Source organism: Pseudomonas sp. R84 (genome assembly GCF_009834515.1).
Classification (GTDB): domain Bacteria; phylum Pseudomonadota; class Gammaproteobacteria; order Pseudomonadales; family Pseudomonadaceae; genus Aquipseudomonas.
In genome coordinates, this window is the sequence record NZ_CP019426.1 from 1,089,235 (window position 1) to 1,111,552 (window position 22,318).

Genomic DNA, 22,318 nt, shown 5'->3' on the forward strand with positions numbered 1-22,318 from the left:
CCTGCTCGAGAAAGCGATTTCACGGCCGACCGCAGTGGTGACCGGCACGACGCCTTCGCGAGCAGGCTCGCTCCCACAATGAGATCTGCATAGTTCGGCGACCTTGTTTTGGTTCTCATTATCATATAATAATAAATCTCATTATCGGATGAGCCCCGGATCATGAGTTCTGCCTTGCACGAGCAGCCGTACCTCGAAAGCTGGCGCTGGATGAGTCGCCAGATCCGTTGCGCGATGGATCCCGACGAACCGCGCCTGATCGAACACTATCTGGCCGAGGGTCGGTATCTGGCCTGTTGTACGGCGACTTCTCCCTGGACCATCGCTGAAACTTCCTTCCGTCTGCTGCTCGACACGGCCATCGATATCGCCTTGCCGTGGCACTGGCGCAGCTTCTGTCTCGATCAAGCTTGGCGTCCGCTGCGTGAAATGGAGCGCCTGTCCCTGTGCAAATGCCGGCTCCAACGTTGGCAACGCTACACCTGGCAGCTCGCCACCTGCGAACTGCTGCCCTCGATTCCTCTTATTGAACTGGTGCAAGGATTTTCAGATGACCAAGACACGTATTGAGCGCGACAGCATGGGCGAACTGCAGGTGCCGGTGGACGCTCTCTACGGCGCGCAAACCCAGCGCGCGGTGGATAACTTCCCGATTAGCGGCAAACCGATGCCGACGCAATTCATCCGCGCGCTGATCCTCGCCAAAGCCGCCGCCGCCCGCGCCAACGTTGAACTCAACCAGATCAGCGCCGCCCAGGGCAAAGCCATCAGCGACGCCGCGCAAGGTCTGCTCGAAGGCGACTTCATGCAGCATTTCCCGGTGGACATCTTCCAGACCGGTTCCGGCACCAGTTCCAACATGAACGCCAATGAAGTGATCGCCACCCTGGCTAGCCGTTTGCTCGGCGAGCCGGTCAACGCCAATGATCACGTCAACTGCGGCCAGAGCAGTAACGACATCATCCCGACCACCATCCACGTCAGCGCCGCGCTGGCCCTGCACGAACAATTGCTGCCGGCGCTGCTGCACCTGGTGCAAGTGATCGAGCACAAAGCCGCGCAAGTACATCACCATGTCAAAACCGGCCGCACGCATTTGATGGACGCGATGCCGGTGCGCATGAGCCAGGTGCTCAATGGCTGGGCGCAGCAGCTCAAGGCCAACATCGGCCACCTGCAGGATTTGCTGCCGAGCCTGCAATCGCTGGCGCAGGGCGGCACGGCGGTCGGCACCGGGATCAACGCGCATCCTGAGTTCGCCGCACGTTTCAGCCGCCAGTTGAGTCAATTGACCGACGTGGAATTCACCCCGGGCAAGGATCTGTTCGCGCTGATCGGCTCGCAGGACACCGCCGTCGCCGTCTCCGGTCAGCTAAAAGCCATCGCTGTGTCGTTGATGAAAATCGCCAACGACCTGCGCTGGATGAACTCCGGCCCGCTCGCAGGCCTCGGCGAAATCGAACTCGAAGCCCTGCAACCGGGCTCGTCGATCATGCCGGGCAAGGTCAATCCGGTGATCGCGGAAGCCACCGCCATGGTCGCCGCGCAAGTGATCGGCAACGATTCGGTGATCACCATTGCCGGCCAGTCGGGCAACTTCGAACTCAACGTGATGTTGCCGATCATCGCGCAAAACTTGTTGAGCAGCATCGAACTGCTGGCCAACTCCAGCCGCCTGCTCGGCGACAAAGCCATCGCCAGCTTCAAGGTCAACGAGTCGCGCCTGAAAGAAGCGTTGTCACGCAACCCGATTCTGGTCACCGCACTCAACCCGATCATCGGTTACCAGAAAGCCGCTGAAATCGCCAAGCAGGCCTACAAGGAAGGTCGCGCGGTGATCGATGTCGCTCTGGAACACACCGACCTGTCGCGCAGCCAACTGGAAGAGTTGCTCAATCCCGAGAAACTCACCGCCGGCGGCGTGTAAGCACCGCAACCGCTTTGGAGGCTCACCATGGAGCACTGGAAACGCACGATCGAACGGGCCAATCGCTGCTTCATGCTGGGCGAATTGATCGACGCCCGTGAGGCTTACCTGCAAGCCCTGGCCTTGGCGCAAGTGTTGTTCGAACGCTGGGCGGATGCCGACGAAGCGGTGGCGGCCTGCGTCATCTCCCATCACAACCTGGCGGATCTGCACTTGCGCCTGAACCAGCCGGAGGAGAGCGCCGAATACCTCTGCGCGATCCATCAACGACTGTTGCAGACCATGCAGGACGAGCGCCTGCGCCCGGCATTGCGTGAAGCGGCGCTGCGCCAGAGCAGCAAGACCTACGTCGAGCTGCTGAATTTCATCAGTGAACACGGCGAATACCCGCGCACCCAGCGCCTGCTGCACCCGGATACCGGCAATGCGCGCCGCGCGCCTGCCCCTCATCACCATGGAGTCCATTGAAATGGCTTTTACCTTGCCTGCCTTGCCTTACGCCTACGACGCGCTCGAACCGCACATTGACGCGCAGACCATGGAGATTCACTACACCAAGCATCACCAGACCTACATAAACAACCTCAACGCGGCGGTAGAAGGCACTGAATACGCAGAATGGCCGGTGGAAAAACTGGTCGCCAGCGTTAAGGATCTGCCGGAAAAACTCCGCGCGGCAGTGATCAATCAGGGCGGCGGTCATGCCAACCATTCGCTGTTCTGGGAAGTCATGGTGCCGAGCGGTGGCGGCAAGCCGGACGGCGTACTGGCCAAGGCGATTGATGAACAACTGGGTGGTCTCGACAGTTTCAAAGAAGCCTTCACCAAAGCCGCGCTGACCCGTTTCGGCAGCGGCTGGGCCTGGCTCAGCGTCACCCCGGAAAAGAAACTGGTGGTGGAAAGCAGCGGCAATCAGGACAGCCCGTTGATGAATGGCAACACGCCGATCCTCGGTCTCGACGTCTGGGAACACGCCTATTACCTGCGCTATCAGAACCGTCGCCCGGAATACATCAATGCGTTCTACAACGTGATCAATTGGCCTGAAGTGGCTGCGCGCTATCAGGCCGCACTGGTTTAAGTCTTCTATAAAAACAATCCAAGGCTGACTATGGGCACTGAAACACTGGCGATCGGAAGTGGGCGTATGTTTCGCTACGCAGTGGGATCGCTGTTGCTGTTGGCGGGCATGACCTTGCTGGTCGCTCACGGGCTGGAATGGCTGAATCTGCAACCGAGGCTGTCGCGGGCATTGCAGGGCGGTGCGATCTGCGCCCTCGGCACGGCGCTTGGCGCTGTCCCGGTGCTGGTGATCCGGCGGATGCCGCAGACACTCAGTGATACGTTGCTGGGTTTTGGTGCCGGGGTGATGCTCGCGGCGACGGCGTTTTCGCTGATCGTGCCGGGCATTGCTGCCGCCGAAAGCCTCGGACTGACACCGTGGGGCGCCAGCGGCCTGATCTGCTTAGGCATCATGCTCGGGGCGTTCGGGCTGTATCTGGTCGATCGCAAGGTTTCCGGCGCGTCCCCGGAAATGCTCGTCGGCACCGTCGAGCATCCGGTGATTCCACCACGTATCTGGCTGTTCGTGTTCGCCATCATTGCCCATAACATCCCTGAAGGCATGGCCGTCGGCGTTTCTGCTGGCGGCGGCATGCCGGATGCGGACAGCCTGGCCATGGGTATCGCTTTGCAGGATGTCCCGGAAGGTCTGGTGATTGCGCTGGTGTTGGCCGGGGCGGGGATGTCGCGGGTCAGGGCGTTTCTGATCGGCGCGGCGTCAGGTCTGGTCGAACCGGTGTTTGCGCTGTTGTGTGCCTGGCTGGTCAGTCTGGCGCAGGTGCTGTTGCCGTTAGGTCTGGCATTGGCTGCGGGGGCGATGTTGCTGGTGGTGACGCACGAAGTGATTCCCGAGTCGCGACGCAATGGTCATGACAAACTGGCCAGTCTTGGTCTGTTGATCGGGTTTTGTCTGATGATGGTGATGGATACGGCGTTGGGTTGAAGATCAAAAGATCGCAGCCTGCGGCAGCTCCTACGAGGGGATTGGTGCGACATGGGCTGCGACTTTTTGATTTTGGCTGTCAGCCACCTTCGTCGAAATAGTTGTTAATCAGCGCCACCAGCGCATCCAGCGCTTCCTGTTCCTGATGCCCTTCAGTACTCAAATAAATCTTTGTGCCCTTGCCAGCCGCCAGCATCATCATCGCCATGATGCTTTTGCCATCGACCGTAGTCTCTGGCGTGCGGCCCACCCTGATCGTGCAATCCGGATACTGCCCAGCCACCCCGACAAATTTGGCCGATGCGCGGGCATGCAGGCCCAGCTTGTTGATGATTTCGATTTCCAGAGCAGGCATCGCGGTGTGAATCCTTTAAGTGAGGTCGCGGTGGCGAACCTGGACGTTCTTCAGGGTTTTCTGCAGGGCCTGACCCAGACGTTCGGTCAGGTAGACGGAGCGGTGATGCCCGCCGGTGCAGCCAATGGCAATGGTGACGTAGGCACGGTTGCTGGCGGCGAAGCGCGGCAGCCATTTGTGCAGGTAGGTGAAGATGTCCTGAAACATTTCTTCGACCTCCGGCTGTGCCGCCAGGTATTCAGCCACCGGCGCATCGAGACCCGATTGCGCACGCAGCTCCGGCTTCCAGTACGGATTGGGCAGGCAGCGCACATCGAATACCAGATCCGCGTCTACCGGCATGCCGCGTTTGAAGCCGAATGACTCCACCAGAAACGCCGTGCCCGGCTCCGGCTGATTCAGCAGGCGCAGCTTGATGGAGTCGCGCAGCTGGTACAGGTTGAGGTTGGTGGTGTTGATTTTCAGGTCGGCGAGGTCGGCGATCGGACCGAGCAGGGCGGTTTCATCCTGGATCGCTTCGGCCAGCGAGCGATTGGCGTTGCTCAGTGGATGGCGACGGCGGGTTTCGGAGAAACGCTTGAGCAGGGTTTCTTCGTCGGCGTCCAGATACAGGACATCGCACTGGATATGCTTGGCCCGGACATCTTCAAGCAACTCGGGAAAGCGCGTCAGATGGCTCGGCAAGTTACGCGCATCGATCGACACGGCCACCAGCGGCTGCGCCAGCTCAGTATGAATCAGCGCGCGTTCTGCCAGTTCCGGCAGCAGGCCTGCGGGCAGGTTGTCGATGCAGTAATAGCCGTTGTCCTCAAGGACATCCAGAGCTGTACTTTTACCCGAGCCGGAACGGCCGCTGACGATGATCAAACGCATGATTAATGCCCGTTCTGCTCGCTCAGGACGACCTGATACAAGGCTTCGCTACTCGGTGCGCTACGCAGCTTTTCGCGCACTTCCTTACGATCCAGCATGCTGGCGATCTGACGTAGCAACTCCAGATGCGCATCGGTGGCGGCTTCCGGGACCAGCAAAACAAACAGCAGGTCAACCGGAGCGCCGTCAATGGCGTCGAAATCGATCGGAGCGTCAAGGTGCATCAGCGCGCTGATCGGCGCTTGGCAACCCTTGAGGCGGCAATGGGGGATGGCGATGCCGTTACCAAAACCGGTGGAACCGAGTTTTTCACGGGCAATCAACGCCTCGAAGACATCCTGCATGGCCAGATCCGGCACTTCGCGGGCGATCAGGTTGGCAATTTGTTCGAGGGCTTTCTTTTTACTGCCACCCGGCACGTTCACGAGGGAACGGCCGGGGGTCAGGATACTTTCAAGTCGGATCATGGAATGGGGGGTTATCGACCTGTCGCGCCCTGGAGGAGGCTTTGGGTCTTTTCCTTATGCTTTTTGAGTTGGCGATCCAGCTTGTCGGTCAGCAGGTCAATGGCGGCATACATGTCGTCATGCTCGGCATTGGCAACCACTTCTCCGCCGGGAATATGCAAGGTGGCTTCGATTTTCTGCTTCAGCTTTTCGACGCACATCGTGACTTGCACGTTGGTGATCTTGTCGAAATGGCGCTCTAATCGGTCGAGTTTTTCGTTGATGTAGGTGCGCAGAGGTTCGGTCACTTCCAGTTGGTGTCCACTGATGTTGACTTGCATACAGCTTCTCCTTCGTTGCCAGTGCATAAAGCGGCAGGCTGGATAGCCTGCCACTGGAACGCTGTAACGTGGCTTACATCAACCGCTTGCGTTCGCTCGAAGGCGCGATCCCGAGGGATTCGCGGTACTTGGCGACGGTGCGGCGAGCCACCTGAATGCCTTGTGCCTCCAGTAAACCAGCGATCTTGCTGTCACTCAACGGCTTTTTCTGATTTTCCGCGGCAACCAGTTTTTTGATGATCGCGCGGATCGCCGTGGACGAGCATTCGCCGCCTTCGGAGGTGCTGACGTGGCTGGAGAAAAAGTATTTCAGTTCATAAATACCGCGTGGGGTATGCATGAATTTTTGCGTGGTCACCCGGGAAATTGTCGATTCGTGCATGCCGACCGCCTCAGCGATATCGTGCAGGACCAACGGCTTCATGGCTTCGTCGCCGTACTCCAGAAAACCGCGCTGATGCTCGACGATCTGGGTGGCTACTTTCATCAGGGTTTCGTTGCGGCTCTGCAGGCTCTTGATGAACCAGCGAGCTTCCTGCAACTGATTGCGCATGAAGGTGTTGTCGGCGCTGGTGTCGGCGCGACGGACGAAACCGGCGTACTGGGCGTTGACGCGCAGGCGCGGCACCGATTCCTGGTTCAGCTCGACCAGCCAGCGCTCATTGTCCTTGCGCACAATGACGTCAGGCACAACGTACTCGGCTTCGGTGGATTCGATTTGCGAACCCGGACGTGGATTAAGGCTCTGCACCAGTTCGATGACCTGACGCAGTTCGTCTTCCTTGAGCTTCATGCGGCGCATCAACTGGCTGTAGTCGCGGCTGCCCAGCAGGTCGATGTAATCGCTGACCAAGCGTTTCGCTTCAGCTAGCCATGGTGTCTTGGCTGACAGCTGGCGCAATTGCAGCAACAGGCATTCGCCGAGATTGCGCGCGCCGATGCCGGCCGGCTCGAACTGTTGAATGCGGTGCAGGACGGCTTCGATTTCGTCCAGTTCGATGTCCAGCTCCGGGTCGAACGCCTCAAGAATTTCTTCGAGGGTTTCGTCCAGGTAGCCCTGATTGTTGATGCAATCGATCAGGGTCACGGCGATCAGGCGATCGGTATCGGACATCGGTGCGAGATTCAGTTGCCACAGCAGGTGGCTTTGCAAGCTCTCGCCGGCGGAAGTGCGGGTGGTGAAGTCCCACTCGTCATCATCGCTGCTGGGCAGGCTGCTGGCGCTGGTCTGGTAGACGTCCTCCCAGGCGGTGTCGACCGGAAGTTCGTTGGGAATACGCTCGTTCCATTCGCCATCCTCGAGATTGTCGACCGTCGGGGCGGTTTCCTGATAGGAGGGTTCCTGAATCTCGGTGTTGGGCTTCTGTTCGGCGTTGTCGGCCATGGGGTCGGAATTGTCGAAGTCTTCGCCTTCTTCCTGGCGTTCGAGCATCGGATTGGATTCCAGCGCCTCCTGGATTTCCTGTTGCAGATCCAGGGTCGACAATTGGAGCAGACGGATGGCCTGTTGCAGCTGCGGTGTCATCGTCAGCTGCTGGCCCATTCTCAAGACTAGCGATGGTTTCATGGCAGGGGCTTAACACCTTATTCGCCGGCGCTATGCGCCATCCACTACAGGGCGCCGGAGCGCCAAACTTAAGCAAATTATATGCCTGAAACTGAAGTGTTTGCCTAGAGCGCTGTAACAATTAAAGCGTATTAAATCCTGCTTGAATCGATACAGCGCCCGGGCGGCGCACCGGGCACTGTTGCGCTTACAGGCGGAACTCGTGGCCCAGATACACTTCCTTGACCAGATCGTTGGCCAGGATGGTTTCTGCATCGCCCTCGGCAATCAACTGACCGTCGTTGACGATGTAAGCGGTTTCGCAGATGTCCAGCGTCTCACGGACGTTGTGGTCGGTGATCAGTACACCGATGCCCTTGGCCTTGAGGTGGTGGATGATCTGCTTGATATCGCCGACCGAGATCGGATCGACACCGGCGAACGGTTCGTCGAGCAGGATGAATTTCGGTGCCGTTGCCAGCGCGCGAGCGATCTCCACCCGGCGGCGTTCACCACCGGACAGGCTCATGCCGAGGTTGTCGCGGATGTGACTGATGTGGAATTCCTGCAGCAGGCTTTCCAGCTCTTTGCGACGGCCGGCCTTGTCGAGCTCCTGGCGGGTCTCGAGTATGGCCATGATGTTGTCGGCCACCGACAGTTTGCGGAAGATCGACGCTTCTTGCGGCAGATAGCCGATCCCGGCCTTGGCACGACCGTGCATCGGCTGGTGGCTGACGTCCAGATCATCGATCAGCACGCGGCCCTGATCGGCCTGTACCAGGCCGACGATCATGTAGAAGCAGGTCGTCTTGCCGGCGCCGTTCGGGCCGAGCAGGCCGACGATCTGGCCGCTGTCGATCGACAGGCTGACATCACGCACGACCTGGCGGCTTTTATAGGCCTTGGCCAGGTGCTGAGCTTTCAGAGTTGCCATTACTGGGTTTTCTCGTCGGTTTTCTTCTTCGGCTGGATCACCATATCGATGCGCGGACGCGCTTCGGTGACCTTGCTGCCGGTAGCGCGACCGGCGCTGGCCAGTTTCTTCACGGTGTCATAGACGATTTTCTCGCCTTGCGTCGTGTTGTTGTCCTTGTCGACCACCTTGGCCTTGTCGATCAGCACGACGCGGTTTTGCGCAGCGTGGTACTGGATCGTTACGCCCCAGCCCTGTACAGGCTTGGCATCACCTTGAGTCTGCAGCTGTTCGAAGTAGGCGAGGTTGCCCACCGACGTCACGACGTCGATATCGCCAGCCGGCGTACGGGTGATGGTCACCGTGTTGCCTTTAACGATCATCGAACCCTGGGTAATGATCACATCACCTTTATAGGTGGCGATGCCGTTCTTGTCATCCAGTTGGGCGTCGTCGGCCTGAATGCGGATAGGTTGCTGCTGATCGTTCGGCAGAGCCCAGGCGCTCACGCTTCCCAGTGCTGCGCCCAGACTGAGCAAAATAGGGAGGGTTTTAACGAGCCTCATACTGTCCTCTTACGTTCGATTGCAGGTGTATCCTGCTTTCCTTCAGGTACGCTTTCATTCCGACGCCAGTCGATACACCGCCAGCACCCTCGATTCTAACGGGTTGCTCGGTCTGCGCATATTCTTGCTGCGGGAACACGGTCATGCGGGTGCTGGTGATCAGAGTGCCGCGTTTTTTCTCATCGGTGCGCTGTACGCGTACCGAATCGATCAGTTCAACTTCGGTACCGCCCGAGTTCACTTCGCCGCGTTCGCTGGTCACGTGCCAAGGGAAGTCGGTGCCGCGATACATGTTCAGGTCCGGCTTTGTGACCAGGGTGACATCGGTAGCCTTGACGTGCTCGGCCTTGTCGGAAGTCATTTCGTACTGCACTTTGCCGTCCGGCAAATATTGCAGGGTATGCGTGTTGGTTGCATACCAGTCGATAGGTGTTTCGACCGAGGTGACCGGTGGCTTGTCGAGGAAGCGTTCCGGGCTGATGTTCCAGTAGCCAACCGCGGCGAATATCGCCGCGATGCAGCCGAACAGCAGGAAGTTGCGAAATTTTTTGCTGAACATGGTTTGGCTCACAGGTACGCGGCATTGGCCGCATCAAGGCGGCCCTGGGCGCGCAGGATCAATTCGCAGAATTCGCGGGCGGCACCTTCGCCACCACGGGCTCGGGTTACACCATGGGCGTGTTCGCGGACGAAATCGGCAGCGTTGGCCACCGCCATGCCCAGGCCAACGCGGCGGATCACCGGCAGGTCGGGCAGGTCATCGCCCAGATAGGCGACCTCTTCGTAGCTTAGGCCCAGTTGCTCAAGAAGACCGTCGAGAACAACCAATTTGTCTTCACGGCCCTGAAACAGGTGGGGAATCCCCAGATTTTTCGCTCGACGCTCGACCACCGGGGTCTTGCGGCCGCTGATGATAGCGGTCTGCACGCCAGCGTTCATCAGCATTTTGATGCCTTGTCCGTCGAGGGTATTGAAGGTCTTGAATTCGCTGCCGTCTTCAAGGAAATACAGGCGCCCGTCGGTGAGGACGCCGTCGACGTCGAAAACCGCCAGTTTGATCGCTTTGCCGCGTTGCAGCAGATCGTTACTCATTACATGACTCCTGCGCGCAGCAGATCGGAGAGGTTGAAGGCGCCGACCGGGCGATCCTCTTCGTCCACAACAACCAGTGCGTTGATTCGGTGATCTTCCATGATTTTCAGGGCTTCGGCGGCCAGCATCTCTGGCCGTGCAGTCTTGCCGTGGGCCGTCATTACCTGGTCGATGGTGGCGCTGCGAATGTCGATACTGCGATCCAGCGTGCGGCGCAAGTCGCCGTCAGTGAATATTCCAGCCAGTTTACCGTCAGTTTCAAGGATGACGGTCATGCCCAGACCTTTACGAGTCATTTCCATCAATGCGTCTTTGAGCAACGTGCCGCGTTGTACTTGCGGCAATTCCTGCCCGGCGTGCATGACGTTTTCCACCTTCAGCAACAGGCGACGACCAAGAGCACCACCCGGGTGTGAGAACGCGAAATCTTCGGCGGTGAAACCGCGTGCTTCCAGCAGTGCTACAGCCAGCGCGTCACCCATGACCAGCGCTGCGGTGGTCGAGGAGGTCGGGGCCAGGTTAAGCGGACAGGCTTCATGCTCGACGTGAACGTTGAGATTGACCTCGGCAGCCTTGGCCAGCGGCGATTGCGGGTTGCCGGTGACGCTGATGAGCTGGATGCCCAGGCGTTTGATCAGCGGCAGCAGGGTAACGATTTCATTGGTCGAGCCGGAGTTCGACAGAGCCAGGATCACGTCGTCGCGGGTGATCATGCCCATGTCGCCATGGCTGGCCTCGGCCGGGTGCACGAAAAATGCCGGGGTGCCGGTGCTGGCCAGGGTCGCGGCAATCTTGTTGCCGATGTGCCCGGATTTTCCCATGCCGACCACGACTACACGGCCTTTACTGGCCAGAATCATCTCGCAAGCGCGTACGAAATCGGCGTCGATATGGGGCAACAAGCCTTGTACGGCTTCCACTTCGAGTTGGATGGTGCGTTGTGCCGATTGAATCAGGTCGCTGGATTGGCTCATGTCAGAAATCGTATAGCCCGATGAAAAGGCGGCGATTATAGCGGTTATGTTGCAAAGCCTCACGCAAGTTCGTCGTGCTTTGTCATTCCTCGTTACCAAAACCCGGCAAAACAGCCTCCAAGCCTGTCATATCGCCGAACACAGGGCGGTACAAGCCTTGGGCGCGCAGCCTTTGCAGTGATATAGTTCGCCGCCAGTTCGGCCTGCCCGGGATGTACGTACTTTTTAAGTAAAGACAGGCGTCCGAGTGAGAGGCTGCATCGCAAGGAGTTTAGATGAGTGCCGATAACGCCTACGCGGTCGAGCTGAAGGGAGTCTCCTTCAAGCGCGGTGCGCGCAGCATTTTCAATAACGTCGATATTCGCATCCCGCGCGGCAAGGTCACCGGCATCATGGGACCTTCCGGGTGTGGCAAGACCACGCTGCTGCGATTGATGGGCGCACAATTGCGTCCTGCCAGCGGCGAAGTCTGGGTCAACGGCCAGAACCTGCCTGCGCTTTCGCGCAGCGATCTGTTCGATGCGCGAAAGCACATGGGTGTGCTGTTTCAAAGCGGCGCGCTGTTCACCGATCTCGACGTGTTCGAGAACGTGGCTTTCCCTCTGCGTGTTCATACCGATTTGCCGGAAGAAATGATCCGCGACATCGTCCTGCTCAAATTGCAGGCGGTCGGTCTGCGCGGTGCCATCGAGTTGATGCCGGATGAGCTGTCCGGTGGCATGAAGCGCCGTGTCGCGCTGGCGCGGGCGATTGCGCTCGATCCGCAGATCCTCATGTACGACGAACCGTTCGTCGGCCAGGACCCGATCGCCATGGGCGTGCTGGTCCGTCTGATCCGTCTGCTCAACGATGCGCTGGGGATCACCAGTATCGTGGTGTCCCACGATCTGGCTGAAACCGCGAGCATCGCCGACTACATCTATGTTGTTGGTGATGGTCAGGTGCTTGGGCAGGGTACGCCGGACGAGTTGATGAATTCGGACGAGCCGCGTATCCGTCAGTTCATGACCGGCGATCCCGATGGCCCGGTGCCGTACCATTTTCCAGCGACGGATTACCGCGCAGATCTTCTGGGGAAGCGCTGATGCGCAGAATTTCATTAATAGAGCGCGTGCGCCGGTTCGGCGAGGCGGCGATCGACGCCGTTGCGGTGTTCGGTCGTGCGACGCTGTTTCTGTTTCATGCCCTGCTGGGGCGTGGCGGGATCAGCGGTGGCTTCGGCCTGCTGGTCAAGCAACTGCATTCGGTCGGCGTGATGTCGCTGGTGATCATCGTCGTCTCCGGGATATTCATCGGCATGGTGCTGGCGCTGCAGGGCTTCAGCATTCTGTCGAGCTACGGTTCGGAACAGGCCGTAGGGCAGATGGTCGCACTGACCCTCTTGCGTGAACTGGGTCCGGTGGTGACGGCACTGTTGTTCGCCGGTCGTGCCGGTTCTGCACTGACTGCCGAGATCGGCAACATGAAGTCCACCGAACAGCTTTCCAGTCTGGAAATGATCGGCGTCGATCCGCTCAAGTACATCATTGCCCCGCGCCTCTGGGCCGGTTTCATTTCCCTGCCGGTGCTGGCGATGATTTTCAGCGTGGTCGGGATTTGGGGCGGTTCGTGGGTGGCTGTCGACTGGCTGGGTGTGTATGAAGGCTCTTATTGGGCGAACATGCAGAACAGCGTGAATTTCACCAGTGACGTGCTCAATGGCGTGATTAAAAGTATCGTTTTTGCCTTTGTAGTGACCTGGATCGCCGTATTCCAAGGCTACGACTGTGAGCCCACTTCCGAGGGAATCAGCCGTGCCACTACCAAGACCGTGGTGTTTGCCTCTCTGGCAGTGCTCGGCCTGGACTTTATTCTGACCGCTTTGATGTTTGGAGATTTCTGATGCAAAACCGCACCCTGGAAATCGGTGTCGGCCTGTTCCTGCTGGCAGGGATCCTGGCTTTGTTGCTGCTTGCTTTGCGGGTCAGTGGTCTGTCTCCGACTTCGACCACCGACACCTATAAACTTTATGCCTACTTTGACAATATTGCCGGTTTGACGGTCAGAGCCAAAGTGACCATGGCCGGTGTAACTATCGGCAAGGTCACGGCGATCGATCTGGATCGCGACAGCTTCACCGGTCGGGTCACTCTGCAAGTGGATAAAAAGGTCGACAATCTTCCGACCGACTCCACAGCGTCTATCCTGACCGCTGGTCTGCTGGGCGAGAAGTACATCGGTATCAGCGTCGGCGGGGAAGACAAACCGTTAAAGGATGGTGGAACCATCCATGACACGCAGTCGTCACTGGTACTGGAAGATCTTATCGGTAAATTCCTGCTCAATACCGTTAGCAAAGACGCCAAATGAGGAGCTTTTGAATGATTTCTACCTTGCGACGTGGCCTGTTGGTGTTGCTCGCGGCATTGCCACTGATGGCTAACGCTGCGCCTGGGCAATCCGCGCATGAACTGGTGCAGGACACTACCACCCGACTGCTGGCCGACCTGGCTGCCAACAAAGAGAAATACAAGCAGGATCCGACTGATTTCTACGCGGCGCTCAACAGCATCGTCGGGCCAGTGGTGGACGCCGAAGGCATTTCCAAGAGCATCATGACGGTCAAGTATTCGCGCAAGGCCACGCCGGCGCAGATGCAGACCTTCCAGGAAAACTTCAAGAAAGGCCTGTTCCAGTTCTACGGCAACGCTCTGCTTGAGTACAACAACCAGGGCATTACCGTTGACCCTGCCAAGGACGAATCGGGTGACCGCACCAGCGTCAACATGACCGTCAAGGGCAGCAGCGGCGCAATCTATCCTGTGCAGTACACGCTGGAGAAGATCAACGGCGAGTGGAAACTGCGCAACGTCATCATCAACGGCATCAATATCGGCAAACTGTTCCGTGATCAGTTCGCCGACGCGATGCAGCGCAATGGCAACGATCTGGACAAGACCATCAATGGTTGGGCCGGTGAAGTGGCCAAGGCCAAAGAAGCCACCGAGAAACCCGCGCAATGAGTGAGGCCGCAGTTCGTATGAGTGATGTCGACGAGCTTCTGCTCAGCGGAGTGCTGGACTATCGCACCGGTGCCGACCTGCGCAAGCAAGGCCAGACGCTGATCAAGTCCAGCAAGGCTGCTTCGCTGGTGATCGATTGCTCGGCGGTGAAGAAGTCCAGCAGCGTCGGCTTGTCGTTGCTGCTGTGCTTCATGCGCGATGCGAATGCGGCCGGCAAGGCTGTCAGCATCCGTGCGATGCCCGAAGACATGCGCGAAATTGCTCAGGTCAGTGAACTGACCGAACTGTTGGCGCACCCCTGAACCCACATCTATAAAGAAGTCCCCCGTCAGAGTCCTGCCATGCGGGGTTCGCAGGCGCGGGGCTTTTTTGTATGATGTCCGACCCGTGCGCACAGGGCGCCGATTGAGGTTGAGCATGCAGGCCGTAGAAGTGAAGAGCTTCCTTGAAGGAAAGCTGCCCGGAACGTTGGTAGAAGTTGAGGGCGAAGGCTGCAATTTCCAGCTGAACGTGATTAGCGATGAACTGGCGGCGTTGAGCCCGGTGAAGCGTCAGCAGCAGGTCTATGCCCATTTGAACCCATGGATCACCGATGGCAGCATCCATGCGGTCACTATGAAATTTTTCAGCAGCGCGGCCTGGGCCGAGCGCACCTGAGCCTAAGGGCGTCGAGATTCTTATGGATAAATTGATTATTACCGGTGGCGCTCGTCTTGATGGCGAGATCCGCATTTCCGGCGCAAAAAACTCCGCCCTGCCGATACTGGCCGCCACCCTGCTGTGCGATGGCCCGGTGACCGTTGGCAACCTGCCGCACCTGCACGACATCACCACCATGATCGAGCTGTTCGGTCGCATGGGCATCGAGCCGGTGATCGACGAGAAACTCAGCGTCGAAATCGATCCACGCACCATCAAGACCCTGATCGCGCCGTACGAACTGGTGAAAACCATGCGTGCGTCGATCCTGGTTCTGGGTCCGATGGTTGCCCGTTTCGGTGAAGCCGAAGTCGCCCTGCCTGGCGGTTGCGCCATCGGTTCGCGTCCGGTTGACCTGCACATCCGTGGCCTCGAAGCCATGGGCGCGGTGATCGACGTTGAAGGCGGCTACATCAAGGCCAAGGCGCCTGAAGGTGGCCTGCGTGGTGCGCACTTCTTCTTCGACACCGTCAGCGTGACCGGTACCGAGAACATCATGATGGCCGCTGCTCTGGCCAAGGGCCGCAGCGTGTTGCAGAACGCCGCTCGCGAACCTGAAGTGGTTGACCTGGCGAACTTCCTCAACGCCATGGGCGCCAAGGTTTCCGGCGCTGGCACCGACACCATCACCATCGATGGCGTCGAGCGTCTGGGTTCGGCTTTCTATAAGGTCATGCCTGACCGTATCGAAACCGGCACCTACCTCGTTGCCGCTGCCGTGACCGGTGGTCGCGTCAAGGTCAAGGACACCGATCCGACCATCCTCGAAGCCGTTCTGGAAAAACTCCGTGAAGCCGGCGCAGAAATCACCTGTGGTGAAGACTGGATCGAGCTGAACATGCACGGCAAGCGCCCGAAAGCGGTCAACGTGCGCACTGCACCGTACCCTGCTTTCCCGACTGACATGCAAGCGCAGTTCATCTCGCTCAACGCCATTGCCGAAGGCACGGGTGCGGTGATCGAGACGATCTTCGAAAACCGTTTCATGCACGTGTACGAACTGCACCGTATGGGCGCCAAGATTCAGGTCGAAGGCAACACTGCCATCGTTACCGGTACTGAAGTCCTCAAAGGTGCGCCAGTCATGGCCACCGACTTGCGTGCTTCGGCCAGCCTGGTGATCTCGGCTCTGGTTGCCGAAGGCGATACGCTGATCGACCGCATCTACCACATCGACCGTGGTTACGAGTGCATCGAAGAAAAACTGCAGATGCTGGGCGCCAAGATCCGTCGCGTTCCGGGCTGATTGCTGCATTGGGACACAGGGACGTGTCCACTGATTTTAAGAGTCGAGCCGGTTTCCGGCTCGATGTGTGTCCGGCGCCGATTGCGACCGGACATGAGTACCTTGATAAGGACTGACGTTTCCCATGTTGACCATCGCACTGTCCAAGGGCCGCATCCTTGACGACACTCTGCCGCTTCTTGCCGAAGCGGGCATCGTGCCGACCGAGAATCCGGACAAGAGCCGCAAGCTGATCATCCCCACGACGCAGGACGACGTTCGTCTGCTGATCGTGCGCGCCACTGATGTGCCGACTTATGTCGAACATGGCGCGGCTGACCTCGGCGTTGCCGGTAAAGACGTGTTGATGGAATACACCGGTCAGGGTCTGTACGAGCCACTGGATCTGCAGATCGCTCAGTGCAAGTTGATGACTGCCGGCAAGATCGGCGCGCCTGAGCCCAAGGGCCGTCTGCGTGTGGCGACCAAATTTGTCAACGTTGCCAAGCGTTACTACGCCGAGCAGGGCCGTCAGGTCGACATCATCAAGCTCTACGGTTCGATGGAACTGGCGCCGCTGATCGGTCTCGCTGACAAGATCATCGACGTGGTCGACACCGGCAACACCCTGCGCGCCAACGGCCTGGAACCTCAGGAACTGATCGCCACGATCAGCTCGCGCCTGGTGGTCAACAAGGCTTCGATGAAAATGCAACACGCCCGAATCCAGGCGTTGATCGATACCCTGCGCAACGCAGTGGAATCGCGACACCGCGGCTGATTTACCTGCGCGACCCCAGGTCGCGCCGTCTATCCGCCTCATAGCCAGAATTCTCAGGTGCCTAAGCGGATCGAATGATAGTTTCGGGCGCCTGAGTTTTTTGCCATTCCTATGAGGCTCTCGCTATGACCGCAACGACTGCAATTCGCCGACTCAACGCTGCTGACCCGGATTTCGCGCATCATCTGGATCATCTGCTGAGCTGGGAAAGTGTGTCTGACGACTCGGTCAATCAGCGTGTGCTGGACATCATCAAGGCTGTGCGCGAACGTGGTGACGCGGCGCTGGTCGAGTTCACCCAGAAGTTCGACGGCCTCGAAGTCGCGTCGATGGCTGACCTGATCCTGCCGCGCGAGCGTCTGGAACTGGCGCTGACGCGCATCACTGTGCAGCAGCGCGAAGCACTGGAAAAAGCGGCGGCCCGCGTGCGCAGCTACCACGAAAAACAGAAACAGGATTCCTGGAGCTACACCGAAGCCGACGGCACGGTACTCGGCCAAAAGGTCACACCGCTGGATCGTGCCGGCCTGTACGTGCCGGGCGGCAAGGCGTCGTATCCGTCGTCGGTGTTGATGAACGCGATTCCGGCCAAGGTCGCTGGCGTGACCGAAGTGGTCATGGTCGTGCCGACCCCGCGTGGTGAGATCAACGAGCTTGTGCTGGCGGCGGCGTGCATCGCTGGCGTTGACCGCGTGTTCACCATCGGCGGCGCGCAAGCCGTTGCCGCGTTGGCCTACGGCACCGAAAGCGTGCCGAAAGTAGACAAGGTGGTTGGCCCGGGCAACATCTACGTCGCCACCGCCAAGCGCCACGTATTCGGTCAGGTCGGCATCGACATGATCGCCGGCCCTTCGGAAATCCTCGTGGTGTGCGACGGCCAGACCGATCCGGACTGGATCGCCATGGACCTGTTCTCGCAAGCCGAGCACGACGAAGATGCGCAGGCGATTCTGGTCAGCCCGGACGCCGAGTTCCTCGACAAGGTCGCCGCGAGCATCGACAAACTGCTGCCGACCATGGACCGTGCGACCATCATCGAAACCTCGATCAATGGCCGTGGCGCACTGATTCACGTGAAGGACATGGCCCAAGCCATCGAAGTCGCCAACCGCATCGCCCCGGAACACCTGGAGTTATCGGTCGCTGACCCGCAAGCCTGGCTGCCGCTGATCCGCCACGCCGGTGCGATCTTCATGGGCCGTCACACCTCCGAAGCGCTGGGCGACTACTGCGCAGGCCCGAACCACGTGCTGCCGACCTCCGGCACCGCGCGCTTCTCTTCGCCGCTGGGCGTGTACGACTTCCAGAAACGTTCGTCGATCATCTTCTGCTCCGAGGCTGGTGCTTCCGAGCTGGGCAAAACGGCATCGGTGCTGGCCCGTGGCGAATCGCTGAGCGCCCATGCACGCAGCGCCGAATACCGCATCAAAGACGAAGACTTTCTACAAGGGCAGGGGAACTGAGCGATGAGTAAATTCTGGAGCCCGTTCGTCAAGGATCTGGTGCCGTACGTGCCGGGCGAACAGCCGAAGCTGACCAAACTGGTCAAGCTCAACACCAACGAAAACCCGTACGGCCCGTCGCCAAAAGCCTTGGCAGCGATGCAGGTTGAACTGAATGACAACCTGCGTCTGTACCCGGACCCGAACAGCGACCTGCTGAAAACTGCCGTCGCCAAATACTACGGTGTGCAGAGCAATCAGGTGTTCCTCGGCAACGGTTCGGATGAAGTGCTTGCGCACATTTTTCACGGCTTGCTGCAACACGATAAGCCGCTGTTGTTCCCGGACATCAGCTACAGCTTCTATCCGGTGTATTGCGGTTTGTACGGCATCGAGTTTGATGCGGTCCCGCTGGATGCGCAGTTCCAGATCGACCCGGCAGACTACGCCAAGCCGAATGGCGGGATCATTTTCCCGAATCCGAACGCACCCACCGGTTGCCTGCTGGCGCTGGACGCGGTTGAGCAGATCCTCAAGGCCAGCCCGGATTCGGTGGTGGTGGTAGACGAGGCGTACATCGACTTCGGTGGCGAAACGGCGATCAGTCTGGTGGATCGTTATCCGAACCTGCTGGTGACGCAGACCCTGTCCAAGTCGCGCTCGCTGGCGGGCCTGCGTGTGGGCTTTGCGGTGGGGCATCCGGACCTGATCGAGGCACTGGAGCGGATCAAGAACAGCTTCAACTCATATCCGCTGGATCGTCTGGCGATTGTCGGCGCGGCGGCGGCGTTCGAGGATCGCGAGCATTTCGACAAGACCTGCCGACTGGTGATCGAGAGCCGTGAGTGGGTGATTGCGCAATTGCAGACCAAGGGTTTTGAAGTATTGCCTTCGGCGGCGAACTTCATTTTCGCGAGGCATCCGCAGCATGATGCGGCGCGGCTGGCGGCTAAATTGCGCGAGCAGGGCGTAATCGTGCGGCACTTCAAGCAGGAGCGGATTGCGCAGTTCCTGCGGATTTCGATTGGCACGCCGGAGCAGAATCAGGCGTTGATCGATGGGCTTGGCGACCTCTAAAAGCAAGAGCCCCTCACCCTAACCCTCTCCCAGAGGGAGAGGGGACTGATTGGGGGATATTGCAGAGCTTCGTCGACGTGAAAGTGCTGTACCGAATCCATAATCGACTCGGTCTTTCAGGTCGACGTACTTCGCAAGACAACTCGGTCGGCTCCCTCTCCCTCCGGGAGAGGGCTGGGCGGGCGGCGTTTCCGATGAGGGTGTGCTTTTATTCGTGATGCGGCTCGCCAAGGAAAGTCAGTGAGGTAAACAGCCCACGACTATCCACATCCGCGCTGCCCTTCACCGGCACCTCAACCTGCGCCGCAATCACATTCAACCCTTCATTCCTCACCAGCACCTGCGCCCGACCATCCTTGTCAGTCTCGGTGCTCAACGTGTTCGGTGCACTGCGATAGTCGCCAATCAACTTCACCCCCGCCGCCGGTTTGCCATCGAGCAACACCCGCACCGGCACTGACTTGCCCGGCCCAACCGTCAGCGGATCAACCTCCGGCAGAATCAACAATCTGATCTGATCCAGCTTCGGCAACTTTGCCCCCGGCTGATAAATCGCCAGGCTGTATTTGAACGTCTCCGTCGCCTCGATAGCTCCAGGCACTTTGCTGCGACCTTGGTTGACCCACTTCTTGTCAGCTGTCTGCGACCACATGCCGTTGTTCAGCGCTACGGCCAGGACTGCCGGAGCTTTCAGTGGTTTCAGTCGTGCGTGATCCGTCAGGCGCTCGACGCTCACCGGAATCATCTTGCCGCCCGCGTCATAAGCCCAGGCGCCGCTGATCTTTTGTGCCTTGAACGCGTTGTCTTCGGCGCCATGGCCATAAACCACTTCGATATTGCCGCGCCGTTGTTCGGTCCACAGGCCATGGGCCGAGACCTGGCCCGTGAACAGCGCAGCGATGAGCACAAAGGTTTTGCCGTATTGCATGGTGACGTCCTTTTACAGGTTGAGTGTCAGGCTGACGGTGAAGTTGCGCGGTTCGCCGGGGTTGACCCAGTAGTTGCTGTAGGAGCGCTCGTAATACTTCTCGTCGAAGAGGTTGTTCAGGTTCAGGCCGACAGTGACGTTGTCGCTGGCCTTGTAATGCGCGAGCAGGTCGACGGTCTGGTAGGCCGGCAATTCGAAGTCGCTGCCGGATTCTCCGGAGCGGTCGCCGACATAAGTGAACGCTGCGCCGACGTCCGAGCCGCGCAAATGGCCATCCTGGAACTCATAAACCCCGAGCAGACTGCCGCTGCGTTTGGCCACGCCGAGGATGCGACTGCCGGTGGGAATTGCCGCGTCGCCCTTGGTCACTTCTGCGTCAATGTAGGCAAAGGCACCAATGACTCGTACAGCGTCGGTGACCTGTCCGGTGACTTGCAGATCGAAACCACGACTGCGCGCCTTGCCCATGGCGCGGCTGGTGTCGGTGCCAGGATCAAGGGCGAGGACGTTTTCCTTGTCGATGTGGAAGAAGGCGAGGGTGCTACTCAGGCGTTCGTCAAACAACTCGTTCTTGATCCCGACTTCGTAGCCGACGCCTTCTTCCGGGTCGAAGGATTTTCCGGAGGCGTCGAGGCCGTTGTTCGGTTTGAAAGAGGTCGAGGCATTGGCGAACAGGCCGGTGTTCGGCGTCAGTTGGTAGAGCAGGCCGGCGCGCTGGGTGAGGGCGTCATGGCGCTGACTGCTCTTGGCGTTACGGCTGTGATCGTCGATGCGCTGGTCGAAATGTTCGAAACGTGCGCCGATCATTCCGCGCAATTTGTCGGTGAAGATGATCTGATCCTGCAGGTTCAGTGCATGACTTTCGACGTGTTCGAAAAAATCGCTGCCCGAGCGTGCGCCGTTGGGTTTTGGCTTGCCGTAGATCGGCTTATAGATGTCGATGGCGTACGGGCCGCCAGCAATCGTGGTGACGCGCTCGTTCTTGCGGAAGTTTTCATACTCGGTGCCGATCAGCAGTTCATGCTGCCAAGGACCGAGGTCGAACAGACCGCGCAATTCCAGTTGGGTGATGCTGTCGTGCCAACTTGTATCGCGTTCGCGCAAGCGACGGTTGACCGTGTGGCCGTCGGCGTTCAGCGCCCGTTGTTCCGAGGCGTCGCCCCAGAGTTTGCCTTCCTTGTAGTGGCTGGCCAGGCGCAGTTTCCAGCTGTCGTTGAGGTGATGTTCCAACGTGGCCTGAAGCAGATTGTTGTGGTTATCGATGTTGCCGTCGTTGGGTTCACCGAGAAACGTCGAGCGCGGCACGCCGCTCCATTTGTTGTTCGGCGCGACGATGCCGCGATCGAAGGTGGAGCTGTGACGGACGATCTCGCTTTCCACCAACAGCGACGTGTCCGGGTTCAATTGCCAACTGATCGAAGGCGCGACGAACACACGCTTGCTGTCGACGTGATCGCGAAAGCTGTTGTTATCTTCGACTGCGAGGTTGATCCGCGAAAGCACATCACCTTGTTCATCAAGTGGCGTGTTGACGTCCAGCGCGGTGCGATAGCGGTCCCAACTGCCGGCGCTGGTCTGTAGGGTGGTGAACGCTTCGGGCTGCGGTTTCTTGGTGACGATGTTTACCGTGCCGCCGGGATCGCCTCGGCCATACAAACTGGCGGCGGGCCCTTTGAGCACTTCGATGCGCTCGATGTTGGCCGCATCCGGTGTGCTCGGATAGCCGCGATTGGCGCTGAAGCCGTCCTTGTAGAACTCCGAGGTGGTGAAGCCGCGCACGCTGTATTCGTACAGCGTCAGGCCGCCGAAGTTGTTCTGCTTCGATACGCCACCGGCAAAATCCAGCGCGCGCTCGACACTGGTGCTGCCCAGATCTTTGAGCACGCTGGCGGGCACTACGCTGATCGCCTGCGGGATATCACGGATCGCGGTGTCGGTTTTGGTTGCACTGGATGAACGTGTGGCGCGATAGCCCTTGACCGGGCCGGTCGGCGATTCGTAGTCGGAGATGACGCTGATGGCGTCCAGTTCGAGGGGTTTGGATTCTTCGGCGAAGGCTGGGTCGACCAGCAGACCAAGGCTCAGGCCGAGCAGTGAGGCCTTTGTTCGAGACGACATGTTATGTT

27 protein-coding genes are annotated in these 22,318 nt (G+C 59.1%); 15 read left to right on the forward strand and 12 right to left on the reverse strand.

All coding sequences use genetic code 11. From position 1 onward, the window contains the following. Positions 1 to 162: 162 nt before the first annotated feature. Genes PspR84_RS04800 through PspR84_RS04820 form a run of 5 tightly spaced genes read left to right on the forward strand, consistent with a single transcriptional unit; the run spans position 163 to position 3,932 of the window. A complete protein-coding gene (locus tag PspR84_RS04800) occupies positions 163 to 570 on the forward strand; it encodes a FagA protein (protein ID WP_160055869.1) in 408 nt (135 codons plus the stop codon). Beyond that, a complete protein-coding gene (locus PspR84_RS04805; RefSeq protein ID WP_160055871.1) occupies positions 551 to 1,927 on the forward strand; it encodes a class II fumarate hydratase in 1,377 nt (458 codons plus the stop codon). The genes PspR84_RS04800 and PspR84_RS04805 overlap by 20 nt, the downstream gene beginning before the upstream one ends. Positions 1,928 to 1,954: 27 nt before the next feature. Then, complete coding sequence (locus PspR84_RS04810) at positions 1,955 to 2,395, forward strand: hypothetical protein (protein WP_007953590.1); 441 nt, start codon at positions 1,955 to 1,957, stop codon at positions 2,393 to 2,395. A gap of 1 nt (position 2,396) precedes the next feature. Beyond that, on the forward strand, positions 2,397 to 3,008 hold the full coding sequence (locus PspR84_RS04815) for a superoxide dismutase (protein WP_160055873.1): 612 nt from the start codon (positions 2,397 to 2,399) through the stop codon (positions 3,006 to 3,008). 30 nt (positions 3,009 to 3,038) lie between these two features. Then, positions 3,039 to 3,932, forward strand: a complete 894-nt coding sequence (locus PspR84_RS04820) for a ZIP family metal transporter (protein WP_160055875.1) — start codon at positions 3,039 to 3,041, stop codon at positions 3,930 to 3,932. Positions 3,933 to 4,011: 79 nt separating this feature from the next. Here PspR84_RS04820 and PspR84_RS04825 read toward each other — a convergent pair whose 3' ends face one another. The 10 genes from PspR84_RS04825 to PspR84_RS04870 form a co-directional block, all read right to left on the reverse strand. After that, positions 4,012 to 4,287 carry an HPr family phosphocarrier protein gene (locus tag PspR84_RS04825; protein WP_008085079.1) on the reverse strand — a complete coding sequence of 92 codons (276 nt, stop codon included), beginning with the start codon at positions 4,285 to 4,287 and terminating at the stop codon, positions 4,012 to 4,014. 15 nt (positions 4,288 to 4,302) lie between these two features. After that, positions 4,303 to 5,160, reverse strand: a complete 858-nt coding sequence (gene rapZ, locus PspR84_RS04830; protein WP_038357533.1) for an RNase adapter RapZ — start codon at positions 5,158 to 5,160, stop codon at positions 4,303 to 4,305. A 2-nt stretch (positions 5,161 to 5,162) separates the two neighbouring features. Beyond that, on the reverse strand, positions 5,163 to 5,627 hold the full coding sequence (gene ptsN, locus PspR84_RS04835) for a PTS IIA-like nitrogen regulatory protein PtsN (RefSeq protein ID WP_077571129.1): 465 nt from the start codon (positions 5,625 to 5,627) through the stop codon (positions 5,163 to 5,165). A gap of 11 nt (positions 5,628 to 5,638) precedes the next feature. Then, positions 5,639 to 5,947, reverse strand: coding sequence for a ribosome-associated translation inhibitor RaiA (gene raiA, locus PspR84_RS04840; protein WP_093435973.1), 309 nt, complete (start codon positions 5,945 to 5,947; stop codon positions 5,639 to 5,641). Between the two features lie 73 nt (positions 5,948 to 6,020). Beyond that, entirely contained in the window at positions 6,021 to 7,514 is a 1,494-nt protein-coding gene (locus PspR84_RS04845) for an RNA polymerase factor sigma-54 (protein WP_160055877.1), read from the reverse strand. Between the two features lie 187 nt (positions 7,515 to 7,701). After that, the gene (gene lptB / locus PspR84_RS04850; protein ID WP_008085069.1) at positions 7,702 to 8,427 is read right to left on the reverse strand and encodes an LPS export ABC transporter ATP-binding protein; all 726 of its coding nucleotides are present in this window, start codon (positions 8,425 to 8,427) and stop codon (positions 7,702 to 7,704) included. Then, positions 8,427 to 8,972: a lipopolysaccharide transport periplasmic protein LptA gene (gene lptA, locus PspR84_RS04855; protein WP_007912414.1), complete on the reverse strand. Its 546-nt coding sequence runs from the start codon at positions 8,970 to 8,972 to the stop codon at positions 8,427 to 8,429. Before lptA ends, lptB begins: the two co-directional genes overlap by 1 nt. Beyond that, positions 8,959 to 9,531, reverse strand: a complete 573-nt coding sequence (gene lptC / locus PspR84_RS04860; protein ID WP_007912413.1) for an LPS export ABC transporter periplasmic protein LptC — start codon at positions 9,529 to 9,531, stop codon at positions 8,959 to 8,961. Before lptC ends, lptA begins: the two co-directional genes overlap by 14 nt. Before the next feature lie 8 nt (positions 9,532 to 9,539). Next, entirely contained in the window at positions 9,540 to 10,064 is a 525-nt protein-coding gene (locus PspR84_RS04865; protein WP_007912407.1) for an HAD family hydrolase, read from the reverse strand. Then, on the reverse strand, positions 10,064 to 11,038 hold the full coding sequence (locus tag PspR84_RS04870) for a KpsF/GutQ family sugar-phosphate isomerase (RefSeq protein ID WP_007912405.1): 975 nt from the start codon (positions 11,036 to 11,038) through the stop codon (positions 10,064 to 10,066). The genes PspR84_RS04865 and PspR84_RS04870 overlap by 1 nt, the downstream gene beginning before the upstream one ends. A 275-nt stretch (positions 11,039 to 11,313) precedes the next feature. Here PspR84_RS04870 and PspR84_RS04875 point away from each other — a divergent pair, with 275 nt between their 5' ends. From PspR84_RS04875 to hisC, 10 genes are all read left to right on the forward strand, one after another. Further along, the gene (locus tag PspR84_RS04875) at positions 11,314 to 12,123 is read left to right on the forward strand and encodes an ATP-binding cassette domain-containing protein (RefSeq protein ID WP_007912403.1); all 810 of its coding nucleotides are present in this window, start codon (positions 11,314 to 11,316) and stop codon (positions 12,121 to 12,123) included. Continuing rightward, positions 12,123 to 12,920: a lipid asymmetry maintenance ABC transporter permease subunit MlaE gene (mlaE, locus tag PspR84_RS04880; RefSeq protein ID WP_003221704.1), complete on the forward strand. Its 798-nt coding sequence runs from the start codon at positions 12,123 to 12,125 to the stop codon at positions 12,918 to 12,920. The genes PspR84_RS04875 and mlaE overlap by 1 nt, the downstream gene beginning before the upstream one ends. Continuing rightward, the gene (gene mlaD / locus PspR84_RS04885) at positions 12,920 to 13,387 is read left to right on the forward strand and encodes an outer membrane lipid asymmetry maintenance protein MlaD (RefSeq protein ID WP_007912400.1); all 468 of its coding nucleotides are present in this window, start codon (positions 12,920 to 12,922) and stop codon (positions 13,385 to 13,387) included. The genes mlaE and mlaD overlap by 1 nt, the downstream gene beginning before the upstream one ends. An 11-nt stretch (positions 13,388 to 13,398) precedes the next feature. Next, positions 13,399 to 14,040, forward strand: a complete 642-nt coding sequence (locus PspR84_RS04890) for an ABC transporter substrate-binding protein (protein WP_160055879.1) — start codon at positions 13,399 to 13,401, stop codon at positions 14,038 to 14,040. Further along, positions 14,037 to 14,342 (forward strand): STAS domain-containing protein, encoded by a 306-nt coding sequence (locus tag PspR84_RS04895; RefSeq protein ID WP_150792348.1) that lies wholly within the window; start codon positions 14,037 to 14,039, stop codon positions 14,340 to 14,342. The genes PspR84_RS04890 and PspR84_RS04895 overlap by 4 nt, the downstream gene beginning before the upstream one ends. Positions 14,343 to 14,457: 115 nt before the next feature. Continuing rightward, positions 14,458 to 14,697, forward strand: a complete 240-nt coding sequence (locus PspR84_RS04900; protein WP_008085051.1) for a BolA family protein — start codon at positions 14,458 to 14,460, stop codon at positions 14,695 to 14,697. A 22-nt stretch (positions 14,698 to 14,719) separates the two neighbouring features. Continuing rightward, a complete protein-coding gene (gene murA / locus PspR84_RS04905; RefSeq protein ID WP_007912385.1) occupies positions 14,720 to 15,985 on the forward strand; it encodes a UDP-N-acetylglucosamine 1-carboxyvinyltransferase in 1,266 nt (421 codons plus the stop codon). Between the two features lie 124 nt (positions 15,986 to 16,109). Beyond that, positions 16,110 to 16,745, forward strand: coding sequence for an ATP phosphoribosyltransferase (hisG, locus tag PspR84_RS04910; protein WP_007912384.1), 636 nt, complete (start codon positions 16,110 to 16,112; stop codon positions 16,743 to 16,745). Positions 16,746 to 16,870: 125 nt separating this feature from the next. Beyond that, entirely contained in the window at positions 16,871 to 18,208 is a 1,338-nt protein-coding gene (hisD, locus tag PspR84_RS04915; RefSeq protein ID WP_160055881.1) for a histidinol dehydrogenase, read from the forward strand. 3 nt (positions 18,209 to 18,211) lie between these two features. Further along, complete coding sequence (gene hisC, locus PspR84_RS04920; protein ID WP_160055883.1) at positions 18,212 to 19,264, forward strand: histidinol-phosphate transaminase; 1,053 nt, start codon at positions 18,212 to 18,214, stop codon at positions 19,262 to 19,264. A gap of 208 nt (positions 19,265 to 19,472) precedes the next feature. On the opposite strand, the gene PspR84_RS04925 is transcribed toward hisC, so the two are convergent. Together PspR84_RS04925 and PspR84_RS04930 are read right to left on the reverse strand one after the other, a co-directional pair. Further along, a complete protein-coding gene (locus PspR84_RS04925) occupies positions 19,473 to 20,192 on the reverse strand; it encodes a DUF4198 domain-containing protein (protein ID WP_160055885.1) in 720 nt (239 codons plus the stop codon). Between the two features lie 12 nt (positions 20,193 to 20,204). Continuing rightward, positions 20,205 to 22,310, reverse strand: a complete 2,106-nt coding sequence (locus tag PspR84_RS04930) for a TonB-dependent siderophore receptor (protein WP_160055887.1) — start codon at positions 22,308 to 22,310, stop codon at positions 20,205 to 20,207. Between the last annotated feature and the right edge of the window lie 8 nt (positions 22,311 to 22,318).